A 21,996-nucleotide genomic window follows, 5' to 3' on the forward strand; every position below is an offset into this window, starting at 1 on the left:
AACTCTTCAGTTCAAACCTGTTACTGTTTTCGGTTCCGTTAAGAACCGGTCGCTCACTCAACGTACTGACGATGATTATCCTGTTCTAAAACAGAAAAACCTTCCTCTGATACTTCGTGTGAGACTCTTGATACTTTTGCTATGACTGATCCCGAAAGACCAGCCGCACTCGCTATCAAGCGCCCACACTTATCGGCTGTTAGTTTTTAAAGAGCACATCGCAAGACATCCAACCTCACCACCGTCTTGCGTCGCTGCGTTGTCTGCAGCAGAGAAACGAGATTATGAACACCGCTTCGGTTACTGTCAACAAGAATTTCGAAGTTTTCTCGCTGACTGACTGCGCCTCAAACCACTACAAGGCACACCAACCGATACCGCTCTCCCGCTCCCTTCGCGTTCATCGAATCGCGAAGGAACGGAATTCTAGTGAGTGATTCGAGCCTCCGCAAGGGGTATGGAAAAATAACTTTCGATCCTTCCAAGAACGCGATCCCGTACGGCAGTTGGCCCTGCTGCAGCGCCATACGGTAAAAGCGCGCGCGGAGCGACTACAATCAAAGGTTCACCGCACCAATAACTCTCGTATCGATATGCGCTCGCGAATCGCAAAACGTATTCCCCCGGATGCCGACAAGCTCGTCAGCCTCTCTCTCTCGCTCTTCGCGTCCGGCAGCCGTGTCGAGGACCGCTTCTGGGAAGCGCGCCTCGACACCCTCATCGCCAAGCTCGTGCGCAACGGTAACCAGACGACGCTCGACGCCGCGCTCGACCATCTGCAGCAGAATCATCCCGATGCCTACGGGGCGCTCGCCGACATGGCCGAGACGCACAGCGAGTCGTTCAGGATCGACATCGACGGTGCGCCTCACGAAGCGTTGCTCATGGCGGCGCCCGTGCTCGCGTGGACGCGCTACGCGATCCCCTCGGGCGCGCTCAAGGGCGATGCCGTCGACGCGCTGCGCACGCAGATGCAGGCGCACGTCCTGGCCGCGGGCGCGCGCGTGGCGATCGCGCCTTATCTCTACAGCATCGATCAGTTGCCGCGCCACCACGTCGACACGGCGCGCCTCGCGCAACAGTTGCTGCAAACCGTCCTGACCGGCAACGCCGCGCGCCTGAACCTGGCCGATCTCCCCGAGACCTCGCCGATTCTCGCCGACCCGCGATTCCTGCTGGCGCTGGTCGTCGTGCCGGCGGGCGGGGCCTTGTTCCGATGGCAGGAAGACGAAAACGGCGGCCGCGTCGAACGAAGTCAATGTCTTGAGCAGTGGGCCGCGCAAGGCGGGCCGAGCTTCGCCGCCATCCTGCCCGGCTGCGAATTTGAGTGCCTGCTTCCCGACGCCTACTATTCGGCCTGCCGCGACGCGGACGAACAGGTTCGCCCGCACACCGTGCGCACCGCCGTGCGATATCTGTTCGACACGCTCGGCACCGCGCCGCAGGATCTGCGCGCGGTCATCGCCGGTTTCGGCGAGCGGCGCATCGACGAATATCGCATCGGCTTCACGCGGCGCGGCAGCAACGACGTGATCTATGGCGTCGTGTGGCCGCTTTACGGACGTGAAAACGGCGAAATGGGCATGGAAGAGGATGCGGTCGATCTCGAAGGCGCCAACGGCCCGGTCGAAGAGATCGTCGAATTGCTGAAGAAGGCAGGCGTCTCCGATGTGCGCCGTCACGCCGGACGCTTCGAGCCGGAGTTCTGCGACGACTGCGGCGTGCCGCTTTATGCCGATCCGCTGGGCGAGATCGTCCATGCCGAGATGCCCGAAGACGCCGAGCCCGCGCAGCCTCATTTTCACTGAGTCCGTAAGACTGCTCAAAAGCAACCAACCCCGCCTTCGCGCGGGGTTTTGTGTATTTATGCCTATGCCGTTCGGATAGGGGGCCGAATCACCGGAAATTTGTCAATATAGCTATTGCCGCCGGCAACTCTGGCGGCATGAAGTCCCGAAGCCGTTGGCTACGGGTGTATTGACAAGAGGTAAAGCATGATAATCAACATTATTGGTGCCGACGCGGAGCGCCGGGCGGGCCTTAAAACATTGCTGCGCCGTATTGCGCGCCAGGCGCAATTCACCGAGGCGAAGGACTGGAGACAAGCCCGCACCGCCTTGAAACGCTCCACCCCAGACATGATCGTGGTCGACTGGGCCCCCAACCTGCGCCTCGGCGACTTGCAGAACCTGCTCGACGAAGCGCCCCGCGTACCCGCGTCCATCATGGTCGACCGCTGCGGCGCGGCGCTGGTCTATGCGCTTCTGAATGCCGGCGCAATGGGCGTCATTCCTCGCGCGCTCGACCCCATCCTGATCCTTCGCGCGCTGGAGATGGTCCTGCTCGGTGGCCATTACATCCCCTCCGACGTCGTCGATCCGGAGCTGACGCTCGAACTCGCCGCGCGCCGTGCACAAGGCGTCTCGAGGCTTCCGCGCACGACTCGCCTTCTTCCGACCTTATCGCCCCGGCAGCAGCAGATCATGCGCTGCGTACACATGGGCAGCACGAACAAGGTGATTGCAAAGACGCTGGGCATCAGCGAAGGCACGGTGAAGATTCACCTTGCGAGTATCTTCCAGCAATTGGGCGCGGCGAATCGGGCCGCCGCGGTCGCGATTTACAACGGCGTGCAGAACTCGCACCTCGAAATCCTGCGCAGCGGCAACGAGAGATCGAGGCGCGTGATATCGGGCGAGCCGGGAATCATTCCGCTGCGCAGGCCCAAGACCCGTTATCCGTCGCTTCTCGACAACGACGCGGCCCCGCTCCCGATGGCCGCTGAGCCGGAAGCGACGTTCTAGCAACAAACGAGGCAAACGGGTCCGTCCTTTGCGCACACGTTTTACGCGCAACGAGTAATATGCAAGGCATGGGGTTCTTCTACACACCGCTACCGCTTTGGCTTACCGTCGGCAGCTGGATCGTCGCCGCGGGACTGCTCGCGCCCGCGCTGCTGCAGCGCCCCTTCGCGCGCCTGCAGGACGCCACCTTGCAGAATGTGTGGCTCGGCATCATCGTCGCGGTTTCGGTGCTGTGGGCATGCAACGCATGGTTCGACGACGGACCCGTGATTCATCTGCTCGGCGCGACGCTCATGGTCACGCTGTTCGACTGGCGGCTCGCGCTCATCGGCACGGCTGCGACCACGGGACTCGCCGCCGTCGTGCTCGACGCTTCATGGCTCTCGGTTGCGACCACGTACATCCTCTTCGGCGCGCTGCCGGTTGCGGTCTCCACCCTTCTGCAACGCCTGAGCAACGTCCTGTTGCCGCGCAACCTCTTTACGTTCATCGCCGGGCACGGCTTCATCACATCGGCGGCTGCGGTCGCGGCGGCATGCGGCGCGACCGTGCTGCTCGAGATGGCGCTCGCGGGAGGACCGGTCGTGATTCCTGCGGCATTTACGCGCGGCTCCCTCTTGCTCGGTGCGGGCGAAGCGCTCTTCACCGGCCTGCTCATCATTCTGATCACGGTGTACAAGCCCGCGTGGATCACCACTTATGACGTGCGCCGGTATCGCCTCGATCGCGGTCCGCGCGTCTAGTTTTCGCGAATCGAAGCGCGCCATCGTCGCGGGCATCGCCGGTTATCGGATTTCCGGCCATCGGCATGCGCGCAAAGTACGATAAGATTGAACTCCTCCCCTACACGGCGCATCTTACTTGCCCGTGTCTTCTTAGCGCCCAGACTTGATGGAAAGTAACTACGCACCGCGCCGGCTATTGCGGCTCGTCGGCCGGTTGGCGGTATGCGCATCGTTGGCATGCGCGGTGTCCGCTTTTGCCGATTCGCTCGACGAGCGCAATGAACTGATTCACCACTTCGTCATCGACTTCCAGGCCAATCCGCTCATCGCCGATTGCGCCGCGCACGGCAACTTCATCGCCAGCACATCTTCGGCCTTCGATCGCGTCGAGTTTCCGGCCACCTCGTTCGACGCCGCTCATTCCAGCATCGAAGCGTGGAACGATTCGTTCGACGAGAAGAAGCAGCGAATCAAGGTGGACAACGTCGTGACCGTCGAAGGTCAGGGCATGCCGAAAAGCGGCGAGCGCGATCCCACGCCGCTCAAGTTCCGCTGCGGCTATGTGGGCAGTCAGATGCTCGCCTTCGGCTGGAACGATCCCGTGCCGCCGCTGCGCGCACGCGCCGAGCCGCATCCGGCGCGCAGCACGAAGGGCAAGCATGGCGCGAAGAGCACGGCGTCATCGGGCAAGACGAAGAGCGCGGCCAAAAGCACGTCGAAGTCTTCGACCAAGTCGACGAAGAAGGCAACCAAGAAGCACTGACCGCTGCTTATCCGCGCAAATCCGCGCGCAAGACATCGCGAAAAAGGGCGTGGCCGCACGAAGCGGCCACGCCCTTTTCACATGCCCCGAAAGCACATGCCCCGAAAGTCGCCGGCCTTCAGGCGTCGAACGACTGGAGATGCCACAGGATCGCCTGAAGCATCGACGCGCCGAGCGCCGCGCTGCGCGCGCCGTTCCAGCCGACGCTCTCATCCGGCAGATTGGCGTTGTCCTTGAACGGCATCTCCAGCGTGAGCGAAAGGCACTTGTACTCGTTGCCGATGTACTTCGACGCGAGCTTGAGCGCATCCGTCTGATACTTGCTCGACTCGTAGCCGTACACGGTCTGGAAATCCGGGCTCGCCTGCTTGAAGAAATCGACGAACGCCTTCTGCTCCTTCGCCTGCTGCTCGGTGAAGCCCGGCAACATCTCCGAACCCGCGACGAACACATACGGAATGGCTTCATCGCCGTGGATATCGAAGAACAGGTCGCAGCCAGTCTCCTCGATGGCCTCCCGCACGGCAAGCACCTCCGGGCTGCGCTCGGCGCTCGGTTCCATCCATTCGCGATTCAGGTTCGCGCCCGCCGCGTTGGTACGCAGGTTGCCGAGCACGCTGCCGTCGGGATTCATGTTCGGCACGATATGAAAGATCGCGCGATCGAAAAGCGCGCGCGCAACCGGGTCGCCCGCCCAGTCGCCAAAGCCCGCGAGCCGCTTCACGAGTCCTTCGACGAACCATTCCGCCATCGTCTCGCCGGGATGCTGGCGCGCGATGATCCAGACTTTCTTCTTCGGCTCGGCGTCGCCAAAATCCGGTATGCCGAGCGAGAGCACCGACATCGGCCGGCCCTGCACCGTGCTGCCGAGTTCGGTCAGCGTCGCGAGCGGCATCTGCTGGACCGCGCCGAGAAATTCCGAATGACGTTCCTCGCTGTACGGCTCGAAGTACGCGTAGTAGATACGGTCGAAGTCCGGCGTGTGATCGATCTTCATCACCTGGCCGTCGTACTCGGTCGATACGCGGAACCAGTTCACGCGGTCGTAGCTCGCGACCGCTTCATAGTCGCGCCAGCCTTCGGGAAACGCGCACTGCGCCGCGTTCTCGAAGGTCATCACGAGACGTTCGCCGCGCGCGCCGGACACGCGGAAGTAAAACCATTGCGCGAAATCGGCGTGCGAGTCGGGGCGCACGCGCAGACGGATGTCCGCGGGATCGTCGGCGCTGATGACTTCGATCGCGCCCGCGTCGAAGTTGCTGGAGATGGAGAGGCTCATGTGCAGTTCCTTGCGTGCTTGCCGTGCGGGTCTCATTCCGCGACGCGGCGTCGAAATACGTATGTCGTGTCGTTCGACGCTTTCGCATCGAACGTGTAGCCTTCGCTGTCGAAGCCTTTGAGCGCCTGCGGCTCGTCGATGCGGTTCTCGACCGCATAACGCGCCATCAGGCCGCGCGCCCGCTTCGCGTGAAAGCTGATGATCTTGTAACGCCCGCCCTTCCAGTCTTCGAACACCGGCGAGATGACGGGCGCGGTGAGCAGCTTCGGCTTGACGGACTTGAAATATTCCTCCGACGCGCAATTCACCAGCACGCGCGCGCCGCGCTGCTTCTTGAGTTGCTCGTTGAGCGCCGCCGTGATGCGGTCTCCCCAGAACGCGTACAGATCCTTGCCGCGCGCGTTCGGAAATCGCGTGCCCATTTCGAGCCGGTACGGCTGCAGCAGATCGAGCGGCCGCAACAGGCCATACAGCCCCGACAATACGCGCACGTGGCTCTGCGCGAAATCGAGATCGCTCGCCGAGAGCGTCTTCGCGGCGAAGCCTTCGTACACGTCGCCGTTGAACGCCAGCACCGCTTGCTTGGCGTTGCTCGCATCGAACGTCGTCGACCAGTCGGCGTAGCGCTGGAAATTCAGCGCCGCCAGTTGATCGGAAATGCTCATCATGCCGCCGATCTGCTGCGGCGAGAGTTCGCGCAGGCCCTCGATCAGCTCGGCGGCGTCATCGACGAATTGCGGCAGCGTGTGCTTCTTGATATGAGGGGGCGTCTCGTAGTCGAGCGATTTGGCGGGCGAGAGAACGATTATCATGGAGGCTCGCCGGCACGCCGCCGGCGATCATTGGCATAAACCCCCGATTGTATCGAATGGACAATTCCGCCGCGCCGCCGCCACCGATGCGCGTGGTGCTCGATTCGAATGTGTGGATCGACATCCTCGTGTTCGACGACCCCGCCACGCGCCCGATTCACGCTGCCCTCGTTGCCCGCACGCTCGAAGCGCTGATCGACGAGCGCTGCTTGAGGGAGATCACGCACGTGCTCGACTATCCGCAGTTCGTGCGCATGGAAGTCGATAAAGCCGCTGCGCTCGCGACGGTTGCGCGCCTGTCGACGCTCGTCGCCGCGACGCTCGATGAAAGCGAACGCCCGTTACCGAAATGCAAAGACCGCGACGATCAGAAGTTCCTGGAACTCGCGCACGCGTCGGGCGCCGCCTGGCTCGTGTCGAAAGACCGCGCCGTGCTGAAGCTCGCGCGGCGCATCGCGCGCGACTTCGCGTTTCGCATCGCCGAGCCCAGGCCGTTCGTCGTCGAACTCGACGCGACCACGGCATCGGCTGACGCTGTCTTAAAATAACCGCGTGCCACTTTTCGCCCACACGACCATGAACGCCACGCACGAATTGCCGCCGACACCGCCCGAGCTTTCTTTCCCGTCGCGTCTGCCCGATGTGGGCACGACCATCTTCACCGTGATGAGCGCGCTCGCGACGCAAAAAGGCGCCGTGAATCTCGGTCAGGGTTTCCCCGATTTCGATTGCGACGCGCGCATCGTCGATGCCGTCGCAAACGCGATGCGCGAAGGCCACAATCAATATCCGCCGATGGCGGGCGCCACGCCCTTGCGCCATGCGATCGCACGCAAGATCGACGCGCTCTATGGCCGCGCGTACAACCCCGACACCGAAATCACCGTGACCGCCGGCGCAACGCAGGCCCTGCTCACGGCCATTCTGTGCTGCGTGCATCCGGGCGATGAAGTCATCGTGATCGAGCCGATGTACGACAGCTACGTGCCGTCGATCGAGCTCGCGGGCGGCAAGCCGGTGTTCGTGTCGCTCGAAGCGCCGGATTACGCGCTGCCGTTCGACAAGATCGCCGCCGCGATCACGCCGAAGACGCGCCTTCTGATGATCAACACGCCGCACAATCCGACCGGCCGCGTGTGGCATGCGGACGACATGAAGAAGCTCGAAGAGATCGTGCGCGGCACCAACGTGCTGATCGTCTCCGACGAAGTCTACGAGCACATGGTCTACGACGGCGCGCCGCACGAAAGCGTCGCGCGCTATCCGGAACTCGCCAAACGCAGCTTCGTGGTGTCGAGCTTCGGCAAGACCTTCCACGTGACCGGCTGGAAAGTGGGCTACGTGGCCGCGCCCGCCGCGCTGAGCGCCGAATTCCGCAAGGTGCATCAGTTCAACGTGTTCACGGTGAACACGCCCATGCAGATCGGGCTCGCGCATTACCTCGAAGACCCGAAGCCGTATCTGGAGCTGCCCGCCTTCTATCAGAAGAAGCGCGACTTCTTCCGCGCGGGCCTGGCGAAGACGCGCTTCTCGCTGTTGCCGTCCGAAGGCACGTATTTCCAGTGCGTCGATTACTCGAAGATCAGCGACATGCCCGAGGCCGAATTCTCGCAATGGCTCACGAGCGAGATCGGCGTGGCCGCGATTCCGGTCTCCGCGTTCTATCACGAGAGCCATGAATCGGGCGTCGTGCGCTTTTGCTTCGCGAAGAAGGAAGAGACGCTCGCGCTCGCGCTCGACCGTCTCGCCAAGCTCTAACGCAACGGCGCGTCTCGCCGGATCGGTTCACCGCCGGGACGCGCGCACACCGCGCGCGTCCCATCCTTTTGAGGAGCAGAGCCGCATCATGAGTCAGCACGAATACAGGATCGAGACGCTCGGTATCGTCGGCAGCGGTGCGATGGGGCGCGGCATCGCGCAGATCGCGGCGCTCGCCGGGCTCGACGTGCGCCTCTACGATACGAACCCGAACGCGCTCGCCGCCGCGTGCGCGTATCTCGCCGAGACGTTTGCGAAACTCACCGCGAAGGGCAAGCTCAAGGAAGCGGACGCGCACGCGGCGCTCGCGCGCATTCGCGATGCGGGCGACAAAAGCGAACTGTCCGATTGCGACGCCATCGTCGAGGCGATCGTCGAGAATCTCGACATCAAGCGCGAACTGTTCCGCGAGCTCGAAGCGGTGGTCGGCGAGCATTGCGTGCTCGCGTCGAATACGTCGTCGCTGTCGATCACCGCGATCGCCGCGGGCTGCGCGCATCCGGAACGCGTCGCGGGCTTTCACTTCTTCAACCCCGTGCCGCTGATGCGCGTCGTCGAAGTCATCGACGGACTGCGCGGCGACCCGCGCGCCGGCAATGCCCTGATGGACCTCGCGCGCCGCATGGGCCACACGCCGGTGCGCGCGAAGGACATGCCGGGCTTCATCGTCAATCACGCCGGGCGCGGCATGAACACCGAAGGCCTGCGCGTGGCGAGCGAAGGCATCGCGAGTTTCGCGGACATCGACCGCATCATGCGCGAACAAGCGGGCTTTCGCCTCGGGCCGTTCGAGCTGCTCGATCTCACCGCGCTCGACGTCTCGCATCCGGTGATGGAATCGATCTATCACCAGTTTTATGAAGAGCCGCGCTTCAAGCCGTCGCCGATCACGGGCACGCGGCTCGCGGGCGGGCTCATCGGGCGCAAGGCGGGCGAAGGGTTTTACCGCTATGTCGACGGCAAGCAGGAAGTGCCGCCCGAGCCCGCCGCGCCCACGCAACTGCCGACGCGCGTGTGGATCAGCCGCGCATCGCACGCCGGTCGCGAGGACGTGCTGAAGCTGATCGCCCGCTGCGACTGCTCGGTGCATATCGACGGCGGTCACACGCCCGAGCCGGATTCGCTGATCATCGTGACACCGCTCGGCCTCGATGCGACGACCGCCGCCGTCAACGAGCATCTCGACGCGACGCGCGTCGTCGCCGTCGATACGCTCTTCCCGCTCGATACCGTCGCGCGGCGCACCATCATGACGACGCCCGCGACCACGCCCGCGATGCGCGACGCCGCGCACGCCCTCTTCGCCTTCGACGGCGTGCCCGTCACCGTGATCCGCGATTCGGCCGGTTTCGTCGCGCAACGCGTCGTGGCGACGATCGTGAACATCGGCTGCGATATCGCGCAGCAGGGCATCGCGACGCCCGAAGATATCGATCTCGCCGTGATGCTCGGCCTCGGTTATCCGCACGGCCCGCTCGCGCTCGGCGACACGCTCGGCGCGCCGACGATTCTCACGATCCTGCGCAACATGACCGCCGTGCTCGGCGATCCGCGCTACCGGCCGACGCCTTGGCTCACGCGCCGCGCGCAGCTCGGACTTTCGCTTACCCATACCGAGGAGCTCAGATGAGCGCCGAACTACTGACAGACCGTCCCGCGGGCAGCGACACCACGCTCGTTCTCAAGCTCTCCAATCCCGGCGCGCGCAACGCGCTGCATCCGGACATGTACGCGGCGGGCATCGAAGCGCTCAACACCGCCGAGCGCGACAACAGCGTGCGCGCGATCGTGCTGACGGGCGCCGACAACTTCTTCTGCGCGGGCGGCAACCTGAATCGCCTGCTGGAAAACCGCGCGAAAGATCCGTCGGTGCAAGGCGACAGCATCGATCTGCTCGGCGAATGGATCAGCGCGCTGCGCGCTTCGACCAAACCGGTGATCGCCGCCGTCGAAGGCGCGGCGGCCGGTGCGGGCTTTTCGCTCGCGCTCGCCTGCGATCTGATCGTCGCCGCCGATGACGCGAAGTTCGTCATGTCGTATGCGCGCGTCGGCCTCACGCCGGATGGCGGCGCATCGTGGCTGCTCGCGCGCGCGGTGCCGCGCACGCTCGCGAGCGAAGTGCTGCTCGAAGCGAAGCCGATCGGCGCATCGCGGCTGCATGAAGTCGGCGTCGTGAACCGGCTGACGAAAAAAGGCATCGCGCTCGATGCGGCCATTGCGTGGGCCGACGATCTCGGCAGCGTGTCGCCCAAAGCGATGGCGCGCATCAAGTCGCTCATCAACGCCGCCGACGTGCAGCCGCTCGCCGCGCATCTCGACATGGAGCGCGACAGCTTCGTCGATGCGCTCCATCACGGCGACGCGCTCGAAGGCATCAGCGCGTTTCTGGAGAAACGCCAGCCGAACTATCGATAGAGCACACATGGCCCATTACGAACTGCCGAAGCGCCGGCGCATCTTCCTGATGCGGCATGGCGACGTCACTTATTTCGACGATAGCGGCCGCGCGATCGATCCCGAAAGCGTGCCGCTCAACGAGCAAGGCCGCGAGGAAGCGAGCGCGGCGGGACGCGAGTTCGCCGCGCAGAACGTGCGCTTCGATCGCGTGATCGCAAGCGGCCTGCCGCGCACGATCGAAACCGCGCAACGCGTGCTCGAAGCGACGGGACAGCGCATCGACATCGAAACGTGGCCCGAATGGCAGGAGATTCGCGGCGGCAAGCTCAAGGACCTCACGGTGTCGGACATCGAGCGCGCGTTCCTCTCGGTGTTCGATGGCGTCGTGGCGGAAGAGACGCGGTTTCTCGGCGGCGAGACCATCGGCGAGTTGCTCGATCGCGCGCTGCCCGCGATCGCGCGCCTGCGTGAAGACCGTTCGTGGGACACGGTGCTGCTCGTGCTGCACGGCGGCGTCAACCGCGCGCTGCTCTCGCATGCGATCACGGCGGGCGGGCGAGCGTTTTTCGGGCATCTGTCGCAGGCGACGGGCTGCATCAACGCGCTCGATGTGGGCGACAAACCCGGCGACTGGGTCGTGCACGCGATCAATCATTCACCGCCCTCGCCGCTTCACGCCGGCGTGCGCAACACGACGATGGAACTGCTCTACGCTCAATTCGTGCGCTACAAGGCCGGCGGCATGTCCTGACCAAGCCGCCTGGAGGAGACGATGCAAAACAACGAGACACAGACGTCCGATTTCGCCGCGTTCGAAGGCACGCGCCCCGTGCAGGACACACAGCGCTTCGATACCGGCGCGCTGACCTCATGGCTCGCGGCGAATGTCGATGGCTTCGACGGCCCCTTGAGCATCGAGCAATTCGCGGGCGGCCAGTCGAATCCGACGTTCAAGCTGGTCACGCCCGGCCGCAGCTACGTGATGCGCGCGAAGCCCGGCCCCGCGGCAAAGCTGTTGCCCTCCGCGCACGCGATCGAGCGCGAGTATCGCGTGATGGACGCCCTCGCCCCGACCGATGTGCCCGTCGCGCGCATGCTCGCGCTGTGCGAGGACGAAAGCGTGATCGGCCGCGCCTTCTATGTGATGGAGTTCGTGCAGGGCCGCGTGCTGTGGGATCCCTCGCTGCCCGGCATGACGCCCGCCGAACGCGCGGCGATCTACGACGAAACGAATCGCGTGATCGCCGCGCTTCATACCGTCGATGTCAACGCCGCCGGCCTGTCGACGTATGGCAAGCCGGGCAATTACTTCGAGCGTCAGATCGGGCGATGGAGCAAGCAGTACATCGCCTCGGAAACGGAAAAGATCGACGCGATGCAGCGTCTGATCGAGTGGCTGCCGCGGCGCATTCCCGTGTCACACGAAGCGAAGGTCAGCGTCGTGCATGGCGATTTCCGGCTCGACAACCTGATCTTTCATCCGCACGAGCCGCGCGTGCTCGCCGTGCTCGACTGGGAGCTCTCGACGCTCGGCGATCCGCTCGCCGATTTCGCGTACCACTGCATGGCGTGGCATGTCGATCCGTCGCAGTTTCGCGGCATCGCCGGACTCGACTGGGCCGCGCTCGGCATTCCGGACGAAAGCGATTACGTGAAGCGCTATTGCGAGCGCACGGGCTTCACGATCGAAGGCGACTGGAACTTCTATCTCGCCTACAACATGTTCCGCATCGCGGCGATTCTGCAAGGCATCATGAAGCGCGTCGTCGATGGCACCGCCGCGAGCGCGCAAGCCATCGATGCGGGCAGGCGCGCGCGTCCGATGGCCGAGCTCGCATGGCAGTACGCGCAAAAGGTGGAGAGCCAGGCATGAACTTCGACTACACGCCCAAAGTAGCGGCATTGCGCGACAAGCTGCTCGCCTTCTTCGATGCGCACATCTATCCGAACGAGCGCGCCTATGCCGACGAGATCGCCGCGAACCGCGCATCGGGCAATGCCTGGGTTCCGACGCGCCTCATCGAAAGCCTGAAAGAACGCGCGCGCGCCGATGGCTTGTGGAATCTCTTTCTTCCGTCATCGGAACGCGGCGCGGGTCTCGCGAATCTCGAATATGCGCCGCTCTGCGAAATCATGGGCCGCGTGCCGTGGGCGCCGGAAGTGTTCAATTGCAGCGCGCCGGACACCGGCAACATGGAGACCATCGAACGCTACGGCACCGATGCGCAGAAGGCGCAATGGCTCGAACCGCTGCTGCGCGGCGAGATCCGCTCGGCGTTTCTGATGACGGAACCGGAAGTCGCTTCTTCGGATGCGACGAACATCCGGTGCAGCATCGCGCGCGACGGCGACAGCTACGTGATCGACGGCCACAAGTGGTGGTCATCGGGCGCGGGCGATCCGCGCTGCAAGGTCTATATCGTGATGGGTAAAACCGACACGCAAGCGCCGAAGCATGCGCAACAGTCGATGATCTTCGTGCCCGCCGATGCCCCCGGCATCACGGTGCATCGTCCCTTGAACGTCTTCGGTTACGACGACGCGCCGCACGGCCATATGGACATCACGCTCGACACCGTGCGCGTGCCCGCGGCGAACCTGCTGCTCGGCGAGGGCCGCGGCTTCGAGATTGCGCAGGGGCGCCTCGGGCCCGGACGCATTCACCATTGCATGCGCCTGATCGGTCTCGCGGAACGCGCGCTCGAACTGATGACGAAGCGCACGCTTGCGCGCGTCGCATTCGGCAAGCCGATCGCACAGCATGGCGTGACGCAGGAGCGCATCGCCGAAGCCCGCATCATGATCGAGCAGGCGCGGCTTCTGACGCTCAAGGCCGCATACATGATGGACACCGCCGGCAACAAGGGCGCGCGCGGCGAGATCGCGATGATCAAGGTGGTTGCGCCGAACGTCGCGTGTCAGGTCATCGACTGGGCGATTCAGGCGCACGGCGCGGGCGGCGTCTGCGACGATTTTCCGCTCGCGTATGCGTATGCATCGGCGCGCACGCTGCGTCTCGCCGACGGTCCCGACGAAGTGCACCGCAATGCGATCGCGAAGCTCGAACTCGGGAAGTACGCGTCAGGCGCTTGAAGAATCCGGATTGCGCAGGCCGAAGAGCGCGGCGGAATCCACCGTCAGCACGAGCTCGCCGCGCTGGTTGTGCGCCTCCCAGCGCGTCTGCACGATGCCGCGGTCGGGCTTGCTCTTCGACACGCGCTTGTCGAGCACGCGCACGGTGAGCCGCACCGTGTCGCCGACGCGCACGGGTTTGATCCAGCGGATGTTGTCGAGGCCGGGCGAGCCCATCGAGGTCGAATCGCCGACCATGTCGCGCACGAGAATGCCCATCATCGCGGAACACGTGTTCCAGCCGCTCGCGACCAGCCCGCCGAAATGCGAGGCTTCGCCCGCCGCGTCCGACAGATGAAACGGCTGCGGATCGTAACGCGTCGCGAATTCGACGATCTCCTCGCGCGTGAACGTGTGCGCGCTCAGCGTCACCGCGCTGCCGATGTCGAAATCTTCATAAGCGTAGGTCATGCGGTTCTCCCTTCCGTGACGGCGAATGTTGGCGACGAAAAAATGGAGAACGGCGGTGCGCGGCGTCTCCAGTCCTGGCTCGCTCTGGAGTCCGTGGAGAAGCCGCGCGGAAGCGTTACTGCAGCGGCTCTTTCAATGCGTCCGGAACAGGCAACGGCATCACGTCGATGCCTTCTTCGAGCAAGGCATGCGCATCTTCCGGCGTCGTGACGCCGCGAATGTTGCGCGCCGGCGCCTCGTTGTAGTGAATGCGCCGCGCCTCTTCGGCAAACCGGTCGCCCACGTTTTCGGTCTTCTCGATCAGTTCGCGCATGAACTTCAACGCGCGCGCCTGCAAGGCGGCCGCTTCAGGCGCGGCCGCCGCCTGCGCTCCAGTCGGCGCGTGTTGCGCTGGCGGAGCATCGCCTCGCGACGACGACAGATTCAGGCGCGGCGCGGACGGCATGCGGCTCACATCGGTCGCCGCGCACACCGGACATGCGACCAGCTTGCGCGACAACTGCGATTCGAACTCTTCGGTCGAGGCGAACCAGCCTTCGAACCGATGGTCATGCGAGCACTTTAAATCGAGGACCTTCATGCTGATGGGCTTCGTTGAAGTTTATCTCAGATTCGAGATTTTTGAACGGTCGTTCGCAACGTCGGACAAATGGAACGGCACGGTCAATAGGTGAAAGATCCATTCTAGCCGCTCGGCCCTGACGACGCTTTTGGTGGCGCAAAAACGACGAAAGCGGCCATCGAGGCCGCCTTCGCTGAGTGCATGTTCTTGCGACGAGCGCTCTAGTCGAGCTTCCAGGCGCCCGAGCGGATCTTCTCCAGCCAGAACACGCCGATGATCGTCTTCACGTCGCTGATGCTGCCGTCCTTCACCCAGTCCATCAACTGCGCTTCGTCGGCAATGAAGGTTTCGAGAAACTCGCCTTCGTCGAGTCTTGCATCGCCGGCAGTGAGGCCGCGCGCAAGATAGATATCGATGAATTCCGTCGAATACGAAATCACGGGGTGAATGCGCGTCAGGAAGGTCCATTCACGCGCCGTGTAGCCCGTTTCCTCCTGAAGCTCGCGCTTCGCGCACGTGAGTTCGTCTTCGTTCGGATCGAGCTTGCCTGCCGGAAACTCCAACAGCACGCGGCCCACCGGATAGCGGAACTGGCGTTCGAGCAGCACGCGGCCGTCGTCGAAGACCGGCAGGATCATCACCGCGCCGGGATGCTCGACGAACTCGCGCGTCGCGTGCTTGCCGTCGGGCAACTCGACGGTATCGCACTTGAGCGTGAGAAATTTCCCTTCGTGCAGCGTGACGCTCTCGACCTTCTTTTCGATGAGGCCGTCGTCCGTGCCGGGAATCGAGGAATGATCTGCCATCTTGAGCCCTGTGCTTTGAAACAAACAAGCCGCCAAGGGCGCGAGCCCTTAGCGGCGTTTGACGAGATACTGAAACGTGAAGCCCGGAAAGGCGAGCACCACGAAGAGACTGAAGGTAATGGCGTAGAACTGCCATTCCTGATCGAACCGGTTGCCGGCGCGCGCTTCGAGCATGAAGCCGAGCGCGCCGACGACGAAGTACAGGACGATCAGTTCGCCGATGCGAATCCACGCGCTCTTCTTCGCCGCCTTGTGTCCCGTGGGCGCCGGAAGCGGCAACGGGACGACGGCGAAGAGGCGCTGATTCAGGAACGGCACGTTGGCCAGAACGAGCGCCAACAGCACGATGAACCAGCCTGCCGCCGACATTACAGCGGCAGCGTATGCGAGATCGCCGTGAGGCAGGCCGTCATCAGCGGACCCGGCACCAGGCCGAGCACGAGCACGGCAAGACCATTGAACGCGAGGAGCGAACGGTTCAGGCTGCCGGCGACGATCGGCGATGCGTCGGTCGGTGCATCGAAGTACATCAGCTTCACGACGCGCAGGTAGTAGAACGCGCCCACGAGCGAGGTCATCACGGCGAGCACGGCAAGCCACGTGAGGCCCGCGTTCATCGTCGCTTCGAGCACGGCGAGCTTCGCGTAGAAGCCGACCGTCGGCGGAATGCCGGCGAGCGAGAACATCATGACCATCATGACGAACGCGAACACCGGGCTACGCTGGTTCAGGCCCTTGAAGTCTTCGAGCATTTCGGCTTCGAAGTCGCGGCGTGCGAGCAGCATGACCACGCCGAAGCTGCCGAGCGTCGTGACGAGATAGATGATGCTGTAGAACATCGCCGAGCTGTATGCGCCCGCCGCGCCATCGACCTTGTCGTTCACGACGCCGGCCAGAAGCCCGAGCAGCACGAAGCCCATGTTGGAGATGGCCGAGTAAGCCAGCATCCGCTTGATGTTCTTCTGCACGATACCCGTGATGTTGCCGACGATCAGCGACAGCGCCGCGAGGATCACGAGCATCTCCTGCCAGTCCACCGCGAGCGGCAGCAGGCCCATCACGAGGAAGCGCAGGCCCCACGCGAACGCCGCGACCTTCGGGCCGCCGCCGGTGAGCAGCGTCATCGCGGTCGGTGCGCCTTGATAGACGTCGGGCACCCACATGTGGAACGGCACCGCGCCCATCTTGAACGCCACGCCCGCGACCACGAAGATCACGCCGAAGAGCAGGACCGCGTCGTTGATGCGGCCGGACGCCACCGCCTTCAGCACTTCGTTCAGTTCGAGCGAGCCGGTCGCGCCGTAGAGCATCGAGATGCCGTAGAGCAGGAAACCGGAAGCGAGCGCGCCGAGCACGTAATACTTCATCGCCGATTCGTTCGACTGCGGCGCGTCCTTGCGCAGCGCGATGACCGCGTAGAGCGACAGCGACATCAGTTCGAGACCGAGATACAGCGTGAGGAAGTTGTTGCCCGAAATCATCACGCACTGGCCGAGCAGCGAGAACAGGCCGAGCAGGAAGAAGTCGCCGCGGAACAGGTCGCGGTCTTCGAGATACTTCTTCGAGTAGATGATCGACACCGCGTAGCCGAGGCAGACCACCGCCTTCATCGCGCTCGCGAACGGATCGACGATATACATGCGCGTGAAGAAGTAAGCCGGCGTCGGATTGAGCGCGGTGAAGGCGAACCAGACGCCAACGACGATCGTCGAGACGAGCGCGATCAGATACGTCGTGCCGCGGCTCTTCGGGCCGAAAACCGTGTCATTGAGCCAGGCGATGACGACCGCGGCCATCAGGATCGCGTCGGGCCACAACATACTCATGGGAGCGTTTTGCATGATCTTTTAGTTCCTCCTCACGACGTTACTGAGCCAGCGGCAGCTTGGACTGCGCGACGTGGGAGAGCAGGTTTGCCACCGATTCGTGCATCACGTCGGTGAAAGGCTTCGGATGCAGGCCCATGTACAGCGTGAACACCGCAAGGATGGCGAGCATCAGGAATTCGCGCTTGTTGATGTCCGCGAGCTTCGCGACGTGGTCGTTCGCGACCGCGCCGAAATAAACGCGCTTGTACATCCACAGCGTGTACGCCGCGCCGAGAATCAGCGTGAACGTGGCGAGGAACGCGATCCAGAAGTTGTACTTCACCGCCGCGAGAATCACCATGAATTCGCCGACGAAACCCGAGGTGCCCGGCAAGCCGCAGTTGGCCATCGCAAAGAGCATCACGAACGCGGCGAACTTCGGCATCGTGTTGACGACGCCGCCGTAATCCGCGATCTGACGCGAGTGCACGCGGTCATACAGCACGCCGATGGAAAGGAACATCGCGCCCGACACGAAGCCGTGCGAGATCATCTGGATGATCGCGCCTTCCATGCCGAGCTGGCTCGACGGGCCGAACATGAAGAAGCCGAGCGTGACGAAGCCCATGTGCGCGATCGACGAATACGCGACGAGCTTCTTCATGTCGGTCTGCACCATCGCGACCAGCCCGATGTAGATCACCGCGATCAGCGACAGCGTGATGACCACGGGCGCGAGGAAATGGCTCGCGTCCGGCGCGATCGGCAGCGAGAAGCGCAGGAAACCGTACGCGCCGAGCTTCAGCATGATCGCGGCCAGCACGACCGAGCCGCCCGTCGGCGCCTCCACGTGCGCGTCCGGCAGCCACGTATGCACCGGGAACATCGGCACCTTCACGGCAAACGCCAGGAAGAACGCGATGAAGAGCAGCACCTGCGGCGTCATGTCGAGCTTCGCGGCCTGCCACGTCGCGAGATCGAACGTGTGCGTCTGCGTGTAGAGGTACAGCAGTGCGACCAGCATCAGCAGCGAGCCGGCCAGCGTGTACAGGAAGAACTTGAACGCCGCGTACACGCGATTCGGGCCGCCCCACACGCCGATGATGATGTACATCGGGATGAGCGTGGCTTCGAAGAACACGTAGAACAGCAGGCCGTCCGCCGTCGAGAACACGCCGATCATGATGCCCGAGAGGATCAGGAACGCGGCCATGTACTGCGACACGCGCTCGGTGATCACTTCCCAGCCGGCGATCACGACGACCACCGTGATGAGCGCGGTCAGCACGACGAACCACATCGAAATGCCGTCGACGCCGAGGTGATACGTGATATTGAAGCGCTCGATCCACGGCGACAATTCGACGAATTGCAGCGCGGCCGTCGACGTATCGAAGCCGGTGATGAGCGGAATCGTGACGATCAGCCCGAGCACCGAGCCGATCAGCGCAATCCAGCGCGCCGGCGCTGGATTGCGGTCGTTGCCTACAGCGAGAACCAGCAAACCGAAAACGATCGGCAGCCAGATCGCGACACTGAGAATCGGAAAAGAGTGCATAGGTCCCCTCGCCTTATTTGCCGCCGAGCGTCACAAACAGGGTCAAGAGCCCCAGCATGCCGATAATCATGGCGAACGCGTAGTGATAGATGTAACCGGATTGAAGGAAGCGGATCACACCGGCGAACCAGCCCATGAACCGCGCACTGCCGTTGACGATGCCGTCGATGACAACCACATCGCCCTCTTTCCACAGACCGCGGCCGATCGCGACCGCGCCCTTCGCGAACACGACTTCGTTGATCTTGTCGCAGTAGTACTTGTTGTCGAGCAACACGTAGATCGGGCGGAACGTGCGGGCCACGACTGCCGGCAGGTCCGGGCGCTTCATGTAGAAGAACCACGCGACGATCACGCCGAGCGCTGCGAGCCACACCGGTCCCGGCGTGATGATGCCGTGCAGCGCCATCGCAACCCAGCCGTGGAACTCTTCGGCCATTTCCTTCAGGCCTTCGTGGTTCTCGGCGATGTAGATCACCTTGTCGAACACCACGCCGTGCGAGAAGAAGTCGCCGTAGATCATCGGGCCGATCATGATCGCGCCGATGATGATCGACGGAATCGCGAGCAGCACGAGCGGCAGCGTCACCACCCAGGGCGTCTCATGCGGCACATGAGCGTGACCGTGGCCGTGATCGTCGTGACCGTGTGAATCATGACCGTGACCATGCGCTTCGGCCTGGCCCATCGGCGAGTCGGGATGCTTCGGACCGCGGAAGCGCTCTTCGCCGTGGAACACCATGAAATACATGCGGAACGAGTACAGCGACGTGACGAACACGCTCGCGACCACCGCGAAATAAGCGAAGCCCGAGCCCGCCAGATGCGAGTACTTCACGGCCTCGATGATCGAATCCTTCGAGTAGAAGCCCGAGAAGAACGGCGTGCCGATCAGCGCGAGCGAACCGATCAGCGAGGTGATCCACGTGATCGGCATGTACTTGCGCAGGCCGCCCATGTTGCGCATGTCCTGATCGTGGTGCATGCCGATGATGACCGAGCCCGCGCCGAGGAACAGCAGCGCCTTGAAGAACGCGTGCGTGCCGAGGTGGAACACGGCGACCGGATACGCCGACACGCCGAGCGCCACCGTCATGTAGCCGAGCTGCGAGAGCGTCGAGTACGCGACCACGCGCTTGATGTCGTTCTGCACGACGCCGAGGAAGCCCATGAACAACGCCGTGATCGCGCCGATGACCGTCACGAACGACAGCGCCGCATCCGAATGCTCGAAGAGCGGCGACATGCGCGTCACCATGAAGATGCCGGCCGTCACCATCGTTGCCGCGTGAATCAGCGCGGAGATCGGCGTCGGGCCTTCCATCGAGTCGGGCAGCCACACGTGCAGCGGGAACTGCGCCGACTTGCCCATCGCGCCGATGAAGAGGCAAACGCACGCGACCGTCAGGAGGCCCCAGTCCGTGCCGGGGAAGGTCATCGCCGCGAGCTTGTCGCCTTGCGCGAACACGTCGCCGTAGTTCAGCGAGCCCGAGAACGCGAGCAGCAAACCGATGCCGAGCAGAAAGCCGAAGTCGCCCACGCGGTTCACGATGAACGCCTTCATGTTGGCGTAGATCGCGCTTTCACGCGTGAAGTAGAAACCGATCAGCAGATACGACACGAGACCCACCGCTTCCCAGCCGAAGAACAGCTGCAGGAAGTTGTTGCTCATGACGAGCATCAGCATCGAGAACGTGAAGAGCGAGATGTACGAGAAGAAGCGCTCGTAGCCGACTTCCTCGTCCGCCATGTAGCCGATCGTGTAGATGTGCACCATCAGCGAGACGAAGGTCACGATGACCATCATCATCGCGGTGAGCGAGTCGACCAGGAAGCCGACTTCCATCTTCAGCGGGCCGACGTTCATCCATTCGTAGATGGTCGCGTTGAAGCTCGCGCCGTGCATCACGTCGTTGAAGACGATCGCCGAGAGGATGAACGAGATAAAGACGCCGAGGATCGTCACGCGATGCGCGCCCTTGCGCCCTACCCACTTCGCGAACAGCCCCGCGATCAGACAGCCGGCCAGCGGCGCCAGCGGAACCGCGAGCAGGAGGTTTTCATTGAGTGTCGTGGACATAACAGCCTTGCCTGAAATTAACCTTTGAGCTGATCGAGGTCCTCGACGTTGATCGTGTCGAGGCTACGGAACAGGGTCACGAGAATCGCGAGACCGATCGCGGCTTCAGCCGCGGCCACGGTCAGCACGAAGAACACGAAGATCTGGCCGTGCACATCGCCCAGATAGTGTGAGAACGCGACGAAATTGGTGTTCACCGCGAGCAGCATCAGCTCGATCGCCATCAGGATGATGATGACGTTGCGGCGGTTCAGGAAGATGCCGACGATGCTGATCGCAAAGAGGATCGCACCGAGCACGAGGTAATGGGCAAGACTCAACATATTCGATTTCTCCTTCGCGCTCAGCCCTTGTTGTCGACGGTGCCCGCGCCGATGTTGCCGGTCACGGCCGGTTCCGTCGTGGCGTCGGGTGCATCTTTTTCCGCCTGCATCTTCACGAGACGCACGCGGTCTTCGCGGCGCACCTTGACCTGCTGACTGACGGTTTGCGTCTTCTTGTCCTTCTTGTCGCGGATCGTGAGCGAGATCGCCGCGATGATCGCGACGAGCAGCACGAGGCCCGCGATTTCGAACGCGAAGATGTAGTCCGTGTAGATGACCTTGCCGATGAGCTGCGTGTTCGGCATCAGCGCCGCGCCGGAGACGCCCGCGCCTGCGGATGCGTCGCGCAGCGGCGTGGTCGTCGCGCCGTAGCCGTGCCACAGGATCAGCGCCGTTTCGATCACGATGATCGCGCCGACGATGCTCGCGATCGGCACGAAACGCTTGAAATCGCGCCGCAGGACATCAATGTTGATGTCGAGCATCATCACGACGAAGAGGAACAGCACCATCACCGCGCCGACATAGACGAGAACCAGCAGGATCGCGAGGAATTCGGCTTGCAGCAGCATCCAGATCGCGGCCGCGTTGAAGAACGCGAGCACGAGAAAGAGCGCGGACGACACCGGGTTGCGCGAGGTGATCACCTTCAGCGCGGACACGGTCAGCAGCAGCGCGAAGATATAGAACAGTACGGTTGTGAATTCCATGATTACCGGTTCATCGTTAGGCCATCATCAGGCATGGTGTGTCGGCGTTTTCGGGCAGGAGCCGCCCT

At 63.2% G+C, this 21,996-nt stretch carries 22 protein-coding genes; 11 read left to right on the top strand and 11 right to left on the bottom strand.

Annotated elements, in window-relative coordinates; all coding sequences use genetic code 11:
- Window positions 1-593 precede the first annotated feature (593 nt).
- From AWB70_RS23875 to AWB70_RS23890, 4 genes are all read left to right on the top strand, one after another.
- A complete protein-coding gene (locus tag AWB70_RS23875) occupies window positions 594-1,808 on the top strand; it encodes a DUF2863 family protein (RefSeq protein WP_053568406.1) in 1,215 nt (404 codons plus the stop codon).
- A 186-nt stretch (window positions 1,809-1,994) separates the two neighbouring features.
- Window positions 1,995-2,804: a response regulator transcription factor gene (locus tag AWB70_RS23880; protein ID WP_053568407.1), complete on the top strand. Its 810-nt coding sequence runs from the start codon at window positions 1,995-1,997 to the stop codon at window positions 2,802-2,804.
- A gap of 68 nt (window positions 2,805-2,872) precedes the next feature.
- Window positions 2,873-3,547 (top strand): energy-coupling factor ABC transporter permease, encoded by a 675-nt coding sequence (locus AWB70_RS23885; RefSeq protein ID WP_014191735.1) that lies wholly within the window; start codon window positions 2,873-2,875, stop codon window positions 3,545-3,547.
- A 148-nt stretch (window positions 3,548-3,695) separates the two neighbouring features.
- Window positions 3,696-4,292, top strand: coding sequence for a BspC domain-containing protein (locus tag AWB70_RS23890; RefSeq protein WP_053568408.1), 597 nt, complete (start codon window positions 3,696-3,698; stop codon window positions 4,290-4,292).
- A gap of 118 nt (window positions 4,293-4,410) precedes the next feature.
- Here AWB70_RS23890 and AWB70_RS23895 read toward each other — a convergent pair whose 3' ends face one another.
- The gene (locus tag AWB70_RS23895) at window positions 4,411-5,571 is read right to left on the bottom strand and encodes a M14 family metallopeptidase (RefSeq protein ID WP_053568409.1); all 1,161 of its coding nucleotides are present in this window, start codon (window positions 5,569-5,571) and stop codon (window positions 4,411-4,413) included.
- A 32-nt stretch (window positions 5,572-5,603) separates the two neighbouring features.
- Window positions 5,604-6,383 carry a peroxide stress protein YaaA gene (gene yaaA / locus AWB70_RS23900; RefSeq protein WP_014191738.1) on the bottom strand — a complete coding sequence of 260 codons (780 nt, stop codon included), beginning with the start codon at window positions 6,381-6,383 and terminating at the stop codon, window positions 5,604-5,606.
- A gap of 56 nt (window positions 6,384-6,439) precedes the next feature.
- Between yaaA and AWB70_RS23905 the strand changes: the two genes are divergently transcribed.
- The 7 genes from AWB70_RS23905 to AWB70_RS23935 all read left to right on the top strand — a co-directional run bounded on the left by AWB70_RS23905 (window position 6,440) and on the right by AWB70_RS23935 (window position 13,631).
- Entirely contained in the window at window positions 6,440-6,931 is a 492-nt protein-coding gene (locus tag AWB70_RS23905; protein WP_053568410.1) for a putative toxin-antitoxin system toxin component, PIN family, read from the top strand.
- A 28-nt stretch (window positions 6,932-6,959) separates the two neighbouring features.
- Window positions 6,960-8,141 carry a pyridoxal phosphate-dependent aminotransferase gene (locus AWB70_RS23910; protein WP_053568411.1) on the top strand — a complete coding sequence of 394 codons (1,182 nt, stop codon included), beginning with the start codon at window positions 6,960-6,962 and terminating at the stop codon, window positions 8,139-8,141.
- A gap of 88 nt (window positions 8,142-8,229) precedes the next feature.
- Window positions 8,230-9,771 (top strand): 3-hydroxyacyl-CoA dehydrogenase, encoded by a 1,542-nt coding sequence (locus AWB70_RS23915; RefSeq protein WP_053568412.1) that lies wholly within the window; start codon window positions 8,230-8,232, stop codon window positions 9,769-9,771.
- The gene (locus AWB70_RS23920) at window positions 9,768-10,556 is read left to right on the top strand and encodes an oxepin-CoA hydrolase, alternative type (protein ID WP_045450773.1); all 789 of its coding nucleotides are present in this window, start codon (window positions 9,768-9,770) and stop codon (window positions 10,554-10,556) included. Before AWB70_RS23915 ends, AWB70_RS23920 begins: the two co-directional genes overlap by 4 nt.
- Before the next feature lie 7 nt (window positions 10,557-10,563).
- Entirely contained in the window at window positions 10,564-11,289 is a 726-nt protein-coding gene (locus AWB70_RS23925; RefSeq protein WP_014191743.1) for a histidine phosphatase family protein, read from the top strand.
- 21 nt (window positions 11,290-11,310) lie between these two features.
- Window positions 11,311-12,411, top strand: coding sequence for a phosphotransferase (locus AWB70_RS23930; RefSeq protein ID WP_053568413.1), 1,101 nt, complete (start codon window positions 11,311-11,313; stop codon window positions 12,409-12,411).
- On the top strand, window positions 12,408-13,631 hold the full coding sequence (locus tag AWB70_RS23935) for an acyl-CoA dehydrogenase family protein (protein WP_053568414.1): 1,224 nt from the start codon (window positions 12,408-12,410) through the stop codon (window positions 13,629-13,631). The genes AWB70_RS23930 and AWB70_RS23935 overlap by 4 nt, the downstream gene beginning before the upstream one ends.
- On the opposite strand, the gene AWB70_RS23940 is transcribed toward AWB70_RS23935, so the two are convergent.
- From AWB70_RS23940 to AWB70_RS23980, 9 genes are all read right to left on the bottom strand, one after another.
- Entirely contained in the window at window positions 13,620-14,081 is a 462-nt protein-coding gene (locus AWB70_RS23940; protein ID WP_014191746.1) for a MaoC family dehydratase, read from the bottom strand. The genes AWB70_RS23935 and AWB70_RS23940 overlap by 12 nt on opposite strands.
- Before the next feature lie 115 nt (window positions 14,082-14,196).
- The gene (locus tag AWB70_RS23945; protein WP_053568415.1) at window positions 14,197-14,661 is read right to left on the bottom strand and encodes a DUF1178 family protein; all 465 of its coding nucleotides are present in this window, start codon (window positions 14,659-14,661) and stop codon (window positions 14,197-14,199) included.
- A 203-nt stretch (window positions 14,662-14,864) separates the two neighbouring features.
- The gene (locus AWB70_RS23950) at window positions 14,865-15,449 is read right to left on the bottom strand and encodes an NUDIX domain-containing protein (protein ID WP_045450778.1); all 585 of its coding nucleotides are present in this window, start codon (window positions 15,447-15,449) and stop codon (window positions 14,865-14,867) included.
- 48 nt (window positions 15,450-15,497) lie between these two features.
- Window positions 15,498-15,818: a DUF2818 family protein gene (locus AWB70_RS23955; RefSeq protein ID WP_053568416.1), complete on the bottom strand. Its 321-nt coding sequence runs from the start codon at window positions 15,816-15,818 to the stop codon at window positions 15,498-15,500.
- Window positions 15,818-17,290: an NADH-quinone oxidoreductase subunit NuoN gene (gene nuoN, locus AWB70_RS23960; RefSeq protein WP_045450779.1), complete on the bottom strand. Its 1,473-nt coding sequence runs from the start codon at window positions 17,288-17,290 to the stop codon at window positions 15,818-15,820. Before nuoN ends, AWB70_RS23955 begins: the two co-directional genes overlap by 1 nt.
- A gap of 25 nt (window positions 17,291-17,315) precedes the next feature.
- The gene (locus tag AWB70_RS23965) at window positions 17,316-18,815 is read right to left on the bottom strand and encodes an NADH-quinone oxidoreductase subunit M (protein WP_014191751.1); all 1,500 of its coding nucleotides are present in this window, start codon (window positions 18,813-18,815) and stop codon (window positions 17,316-17,318) included.
- Window positions 18,816-18,828: 13 nt separating this feature from the next.
- A complete protein-coding gene (gene nuoL, locus AWB70_RS23970; RefSeq protein ID WP_053568417.1) occupies window positions 18,829-20,895 on the bottom strand; it encodes an NADH-quinone oxidoreductase subunit L in 2,067 nt (688 codons plus the stop codon).
- Window positions 20,896-20,912: 17 nt separating this feature from the next.
- The gene (gene nuoK, locus AWB70_RS23975; RefSeq protein WP_007588140.1) at window positions 20,913-21,218 is read right to left on the bottom strand and encodes an NADH-quinone oxidoreductase subunit NuoK; all 306 of its coding nucleotides are present in this window, start codon (window positions 21,216-21,218) and stop codon (window positions 20,913-20,915) included.
- Window positions 21,219-21,238: 20 nt separating this feature from the next.
- A complete protein-coding gene (locus tag AWB70_RS23980) occupies window positions 21,239-21,928 on the bottom strand; it encodes an NADH-quinone oxidoreductase subunit J (protein ID WP_045450781.1) in 690 nt (229 codons plus the stop codon).
- Window positions 21,929-21,996 lie beyond the last annotated feature (68 nt).

It is taken from the genome of Caballeronia cordobensis (assembly GCF_001544575.2).
Classification (GTDB): domain Bacteria; phylum Pseudomonadota; class Gammaproteobacteria; order Burkholderiales; family Burkholderiaceae; genus Caballeronia; species Caballeronia cordobensis.

Excerpts from the sequence above, each read along its gene's own strand:
- AWB70_RS23965 (WP_014191751.1), bottom strand. The coding sequence starts at position 18,815 with ATGCACTCTTTTCCGATTCTCAGTGTCGCGATCTGGCTGCCGATCGTT.
- AWB70_RS23890 (WP_053568408.1), top strand. The coding sequence starts at position 3,696 with ATGGAAAGTAACTACGCACCGCGCCGGCTATTGCGGCTCGTCGGCCGG.
- AWB70_RS23930 (WP_053568413.1), top strand. The coding sequence starts at position 11,311 with ATGCAAAACAACGAGACACAGACGTCCGATTTCGCCGCGTTCGAAGGC.
- AWB70_RS23880 (WP_053568407.1), top strand. The coding sequence starts at position 1,995 with ATGATAATCAACATTATTGGTGCCGACGCGGAGCGCCGGGCGGGCCTT.
- nuoN (WP_045450779.1), bottom strand. The coding sequence starts at position 17,290 with ATGCAAAACGCTCCCATGAGTATGTTGTGGCCCGACGCGATCCTGATG.
- AWB70_RS23950 (WP_045450778.1), bottom strand. The coding sequence starts at position 15,449 with ATGGCAGATCATTCCTCGATTCCCGGCACGGACGACGGCCTCATCGAA.
- AWB70_RS23980 (WP_045450781.1), bottom strand. The coding sequence starts at position 21,928 with ATGGAATTCACAACCGTACTGTTCTATATCTTCGCGCTGCTGCTGACC.
- AWB70_RS23875 (WP_053568406.1), top strand. The coding sequence starts at position 594 with ATGCGCTCGCGAATCGCAAAACGTATTCCCCCGGATGCCGACAAGCTC.
- AWB70_RS23885 (WP_014191735.1), top strand. The coding sequence starts at position 2,873 with ATGGGGTTCTTCTACACACCGCTACCGCTTTGGCTTACCGTCGGCAGC.
- nuoK (WP_007588140.1), bottom strand. The coding sequence starts at position 21,218 with ATGTTGAGTCTTGCCCATTACCTCGTGCTCGGTGCGATCCTCTTTGCG.
- yaaA (WP_014191738.1), bottom strand. The coding sequence starts at position 6,383 with ATGATAATCGTTCTCTCGCCCGCCAAATCGCTCGACTACGAGACGCCC.
- AWB70_RS23910 (WP_053568411.1), top strand. The coding sequence starts at position 6,960 with ATGAACGCCACGCACGAATTGCCGCCGACACCGCCCGAGCTTTCTTTC.
- AWB70_RS23955 (WP_053568416.1), bottom strand. The coding sequence starts at position 15,818 with ATGTCGGCGGCAGGCTGGTTCATCGTGCTGTTGGCGCTCGTTCTGGCC.
- AWB70_RS23920 (WP_045450773.1), top strand. The coding sequence starts at position 9,768 with ATGAGCGCCGAACTACTGACAGACCGTCCCGCGGGCAGCGACACCACG.
- AWB70_RS23925 (WP_014191743.1), top strand. The coding sequence starts at position 10,564 with ATGGCCCATTACGAACTGCCGAAGCGCCGGCGCATCTTCCTGATGCGG.
- AWB70_RS23905 (WP_053568410.1), top strand. The coding sequence starts at position 6,440 with ATGGACAATTCCGCCGCGCCGCCGCCACCGATGCGCGTGGTGCTCGAT.
- AWB70_RS23915 (WP_053568412.1), top strand. The coding sequence starts at position 8,230 with ATGAGTCAGCACGAATACAGGATCGAGACGCTCGGTATCGTCGGCAGC.
- AWB70_RS23895 (WP_053568409.1), bottom strand. The coding sequence starts at position 5,571 with ATGAGCCTCTCCATCTCCAGCAACTTCGACGCGGGCGCGATCGAAGTC.
- AWB70_RS23940 (WP_014191746.1), bottom strand. The coding sequence starts at position 14,081 with ATGACCTACGCTTATGAAGATTTCGACATCGGCAGCGCGGTGACGCTG.
- AWB70_RS23945 (WP_053568415.1), bottom strand. The coding sequence starts at position 14,661 with ATGAAGGTCCTCGATTTAAAGTGCTCGCATGACCATCGGTTCGAAGGC.
- AWB70_RS23935 (WP_053568414.1), top strand. The coding sequence starts at position 12,408 with ATGAACTTCGACTACACGCCCAAAGTAGCGGCATTGCGCGACAAGCTG.
- nuoL (WP_053568417.1), bottom strand. The coding sequence starts at position 20,895 with ATGTCCACGACACTCAATGAAAACCTCCTGCTCGCGGTTCCGCTGGCG.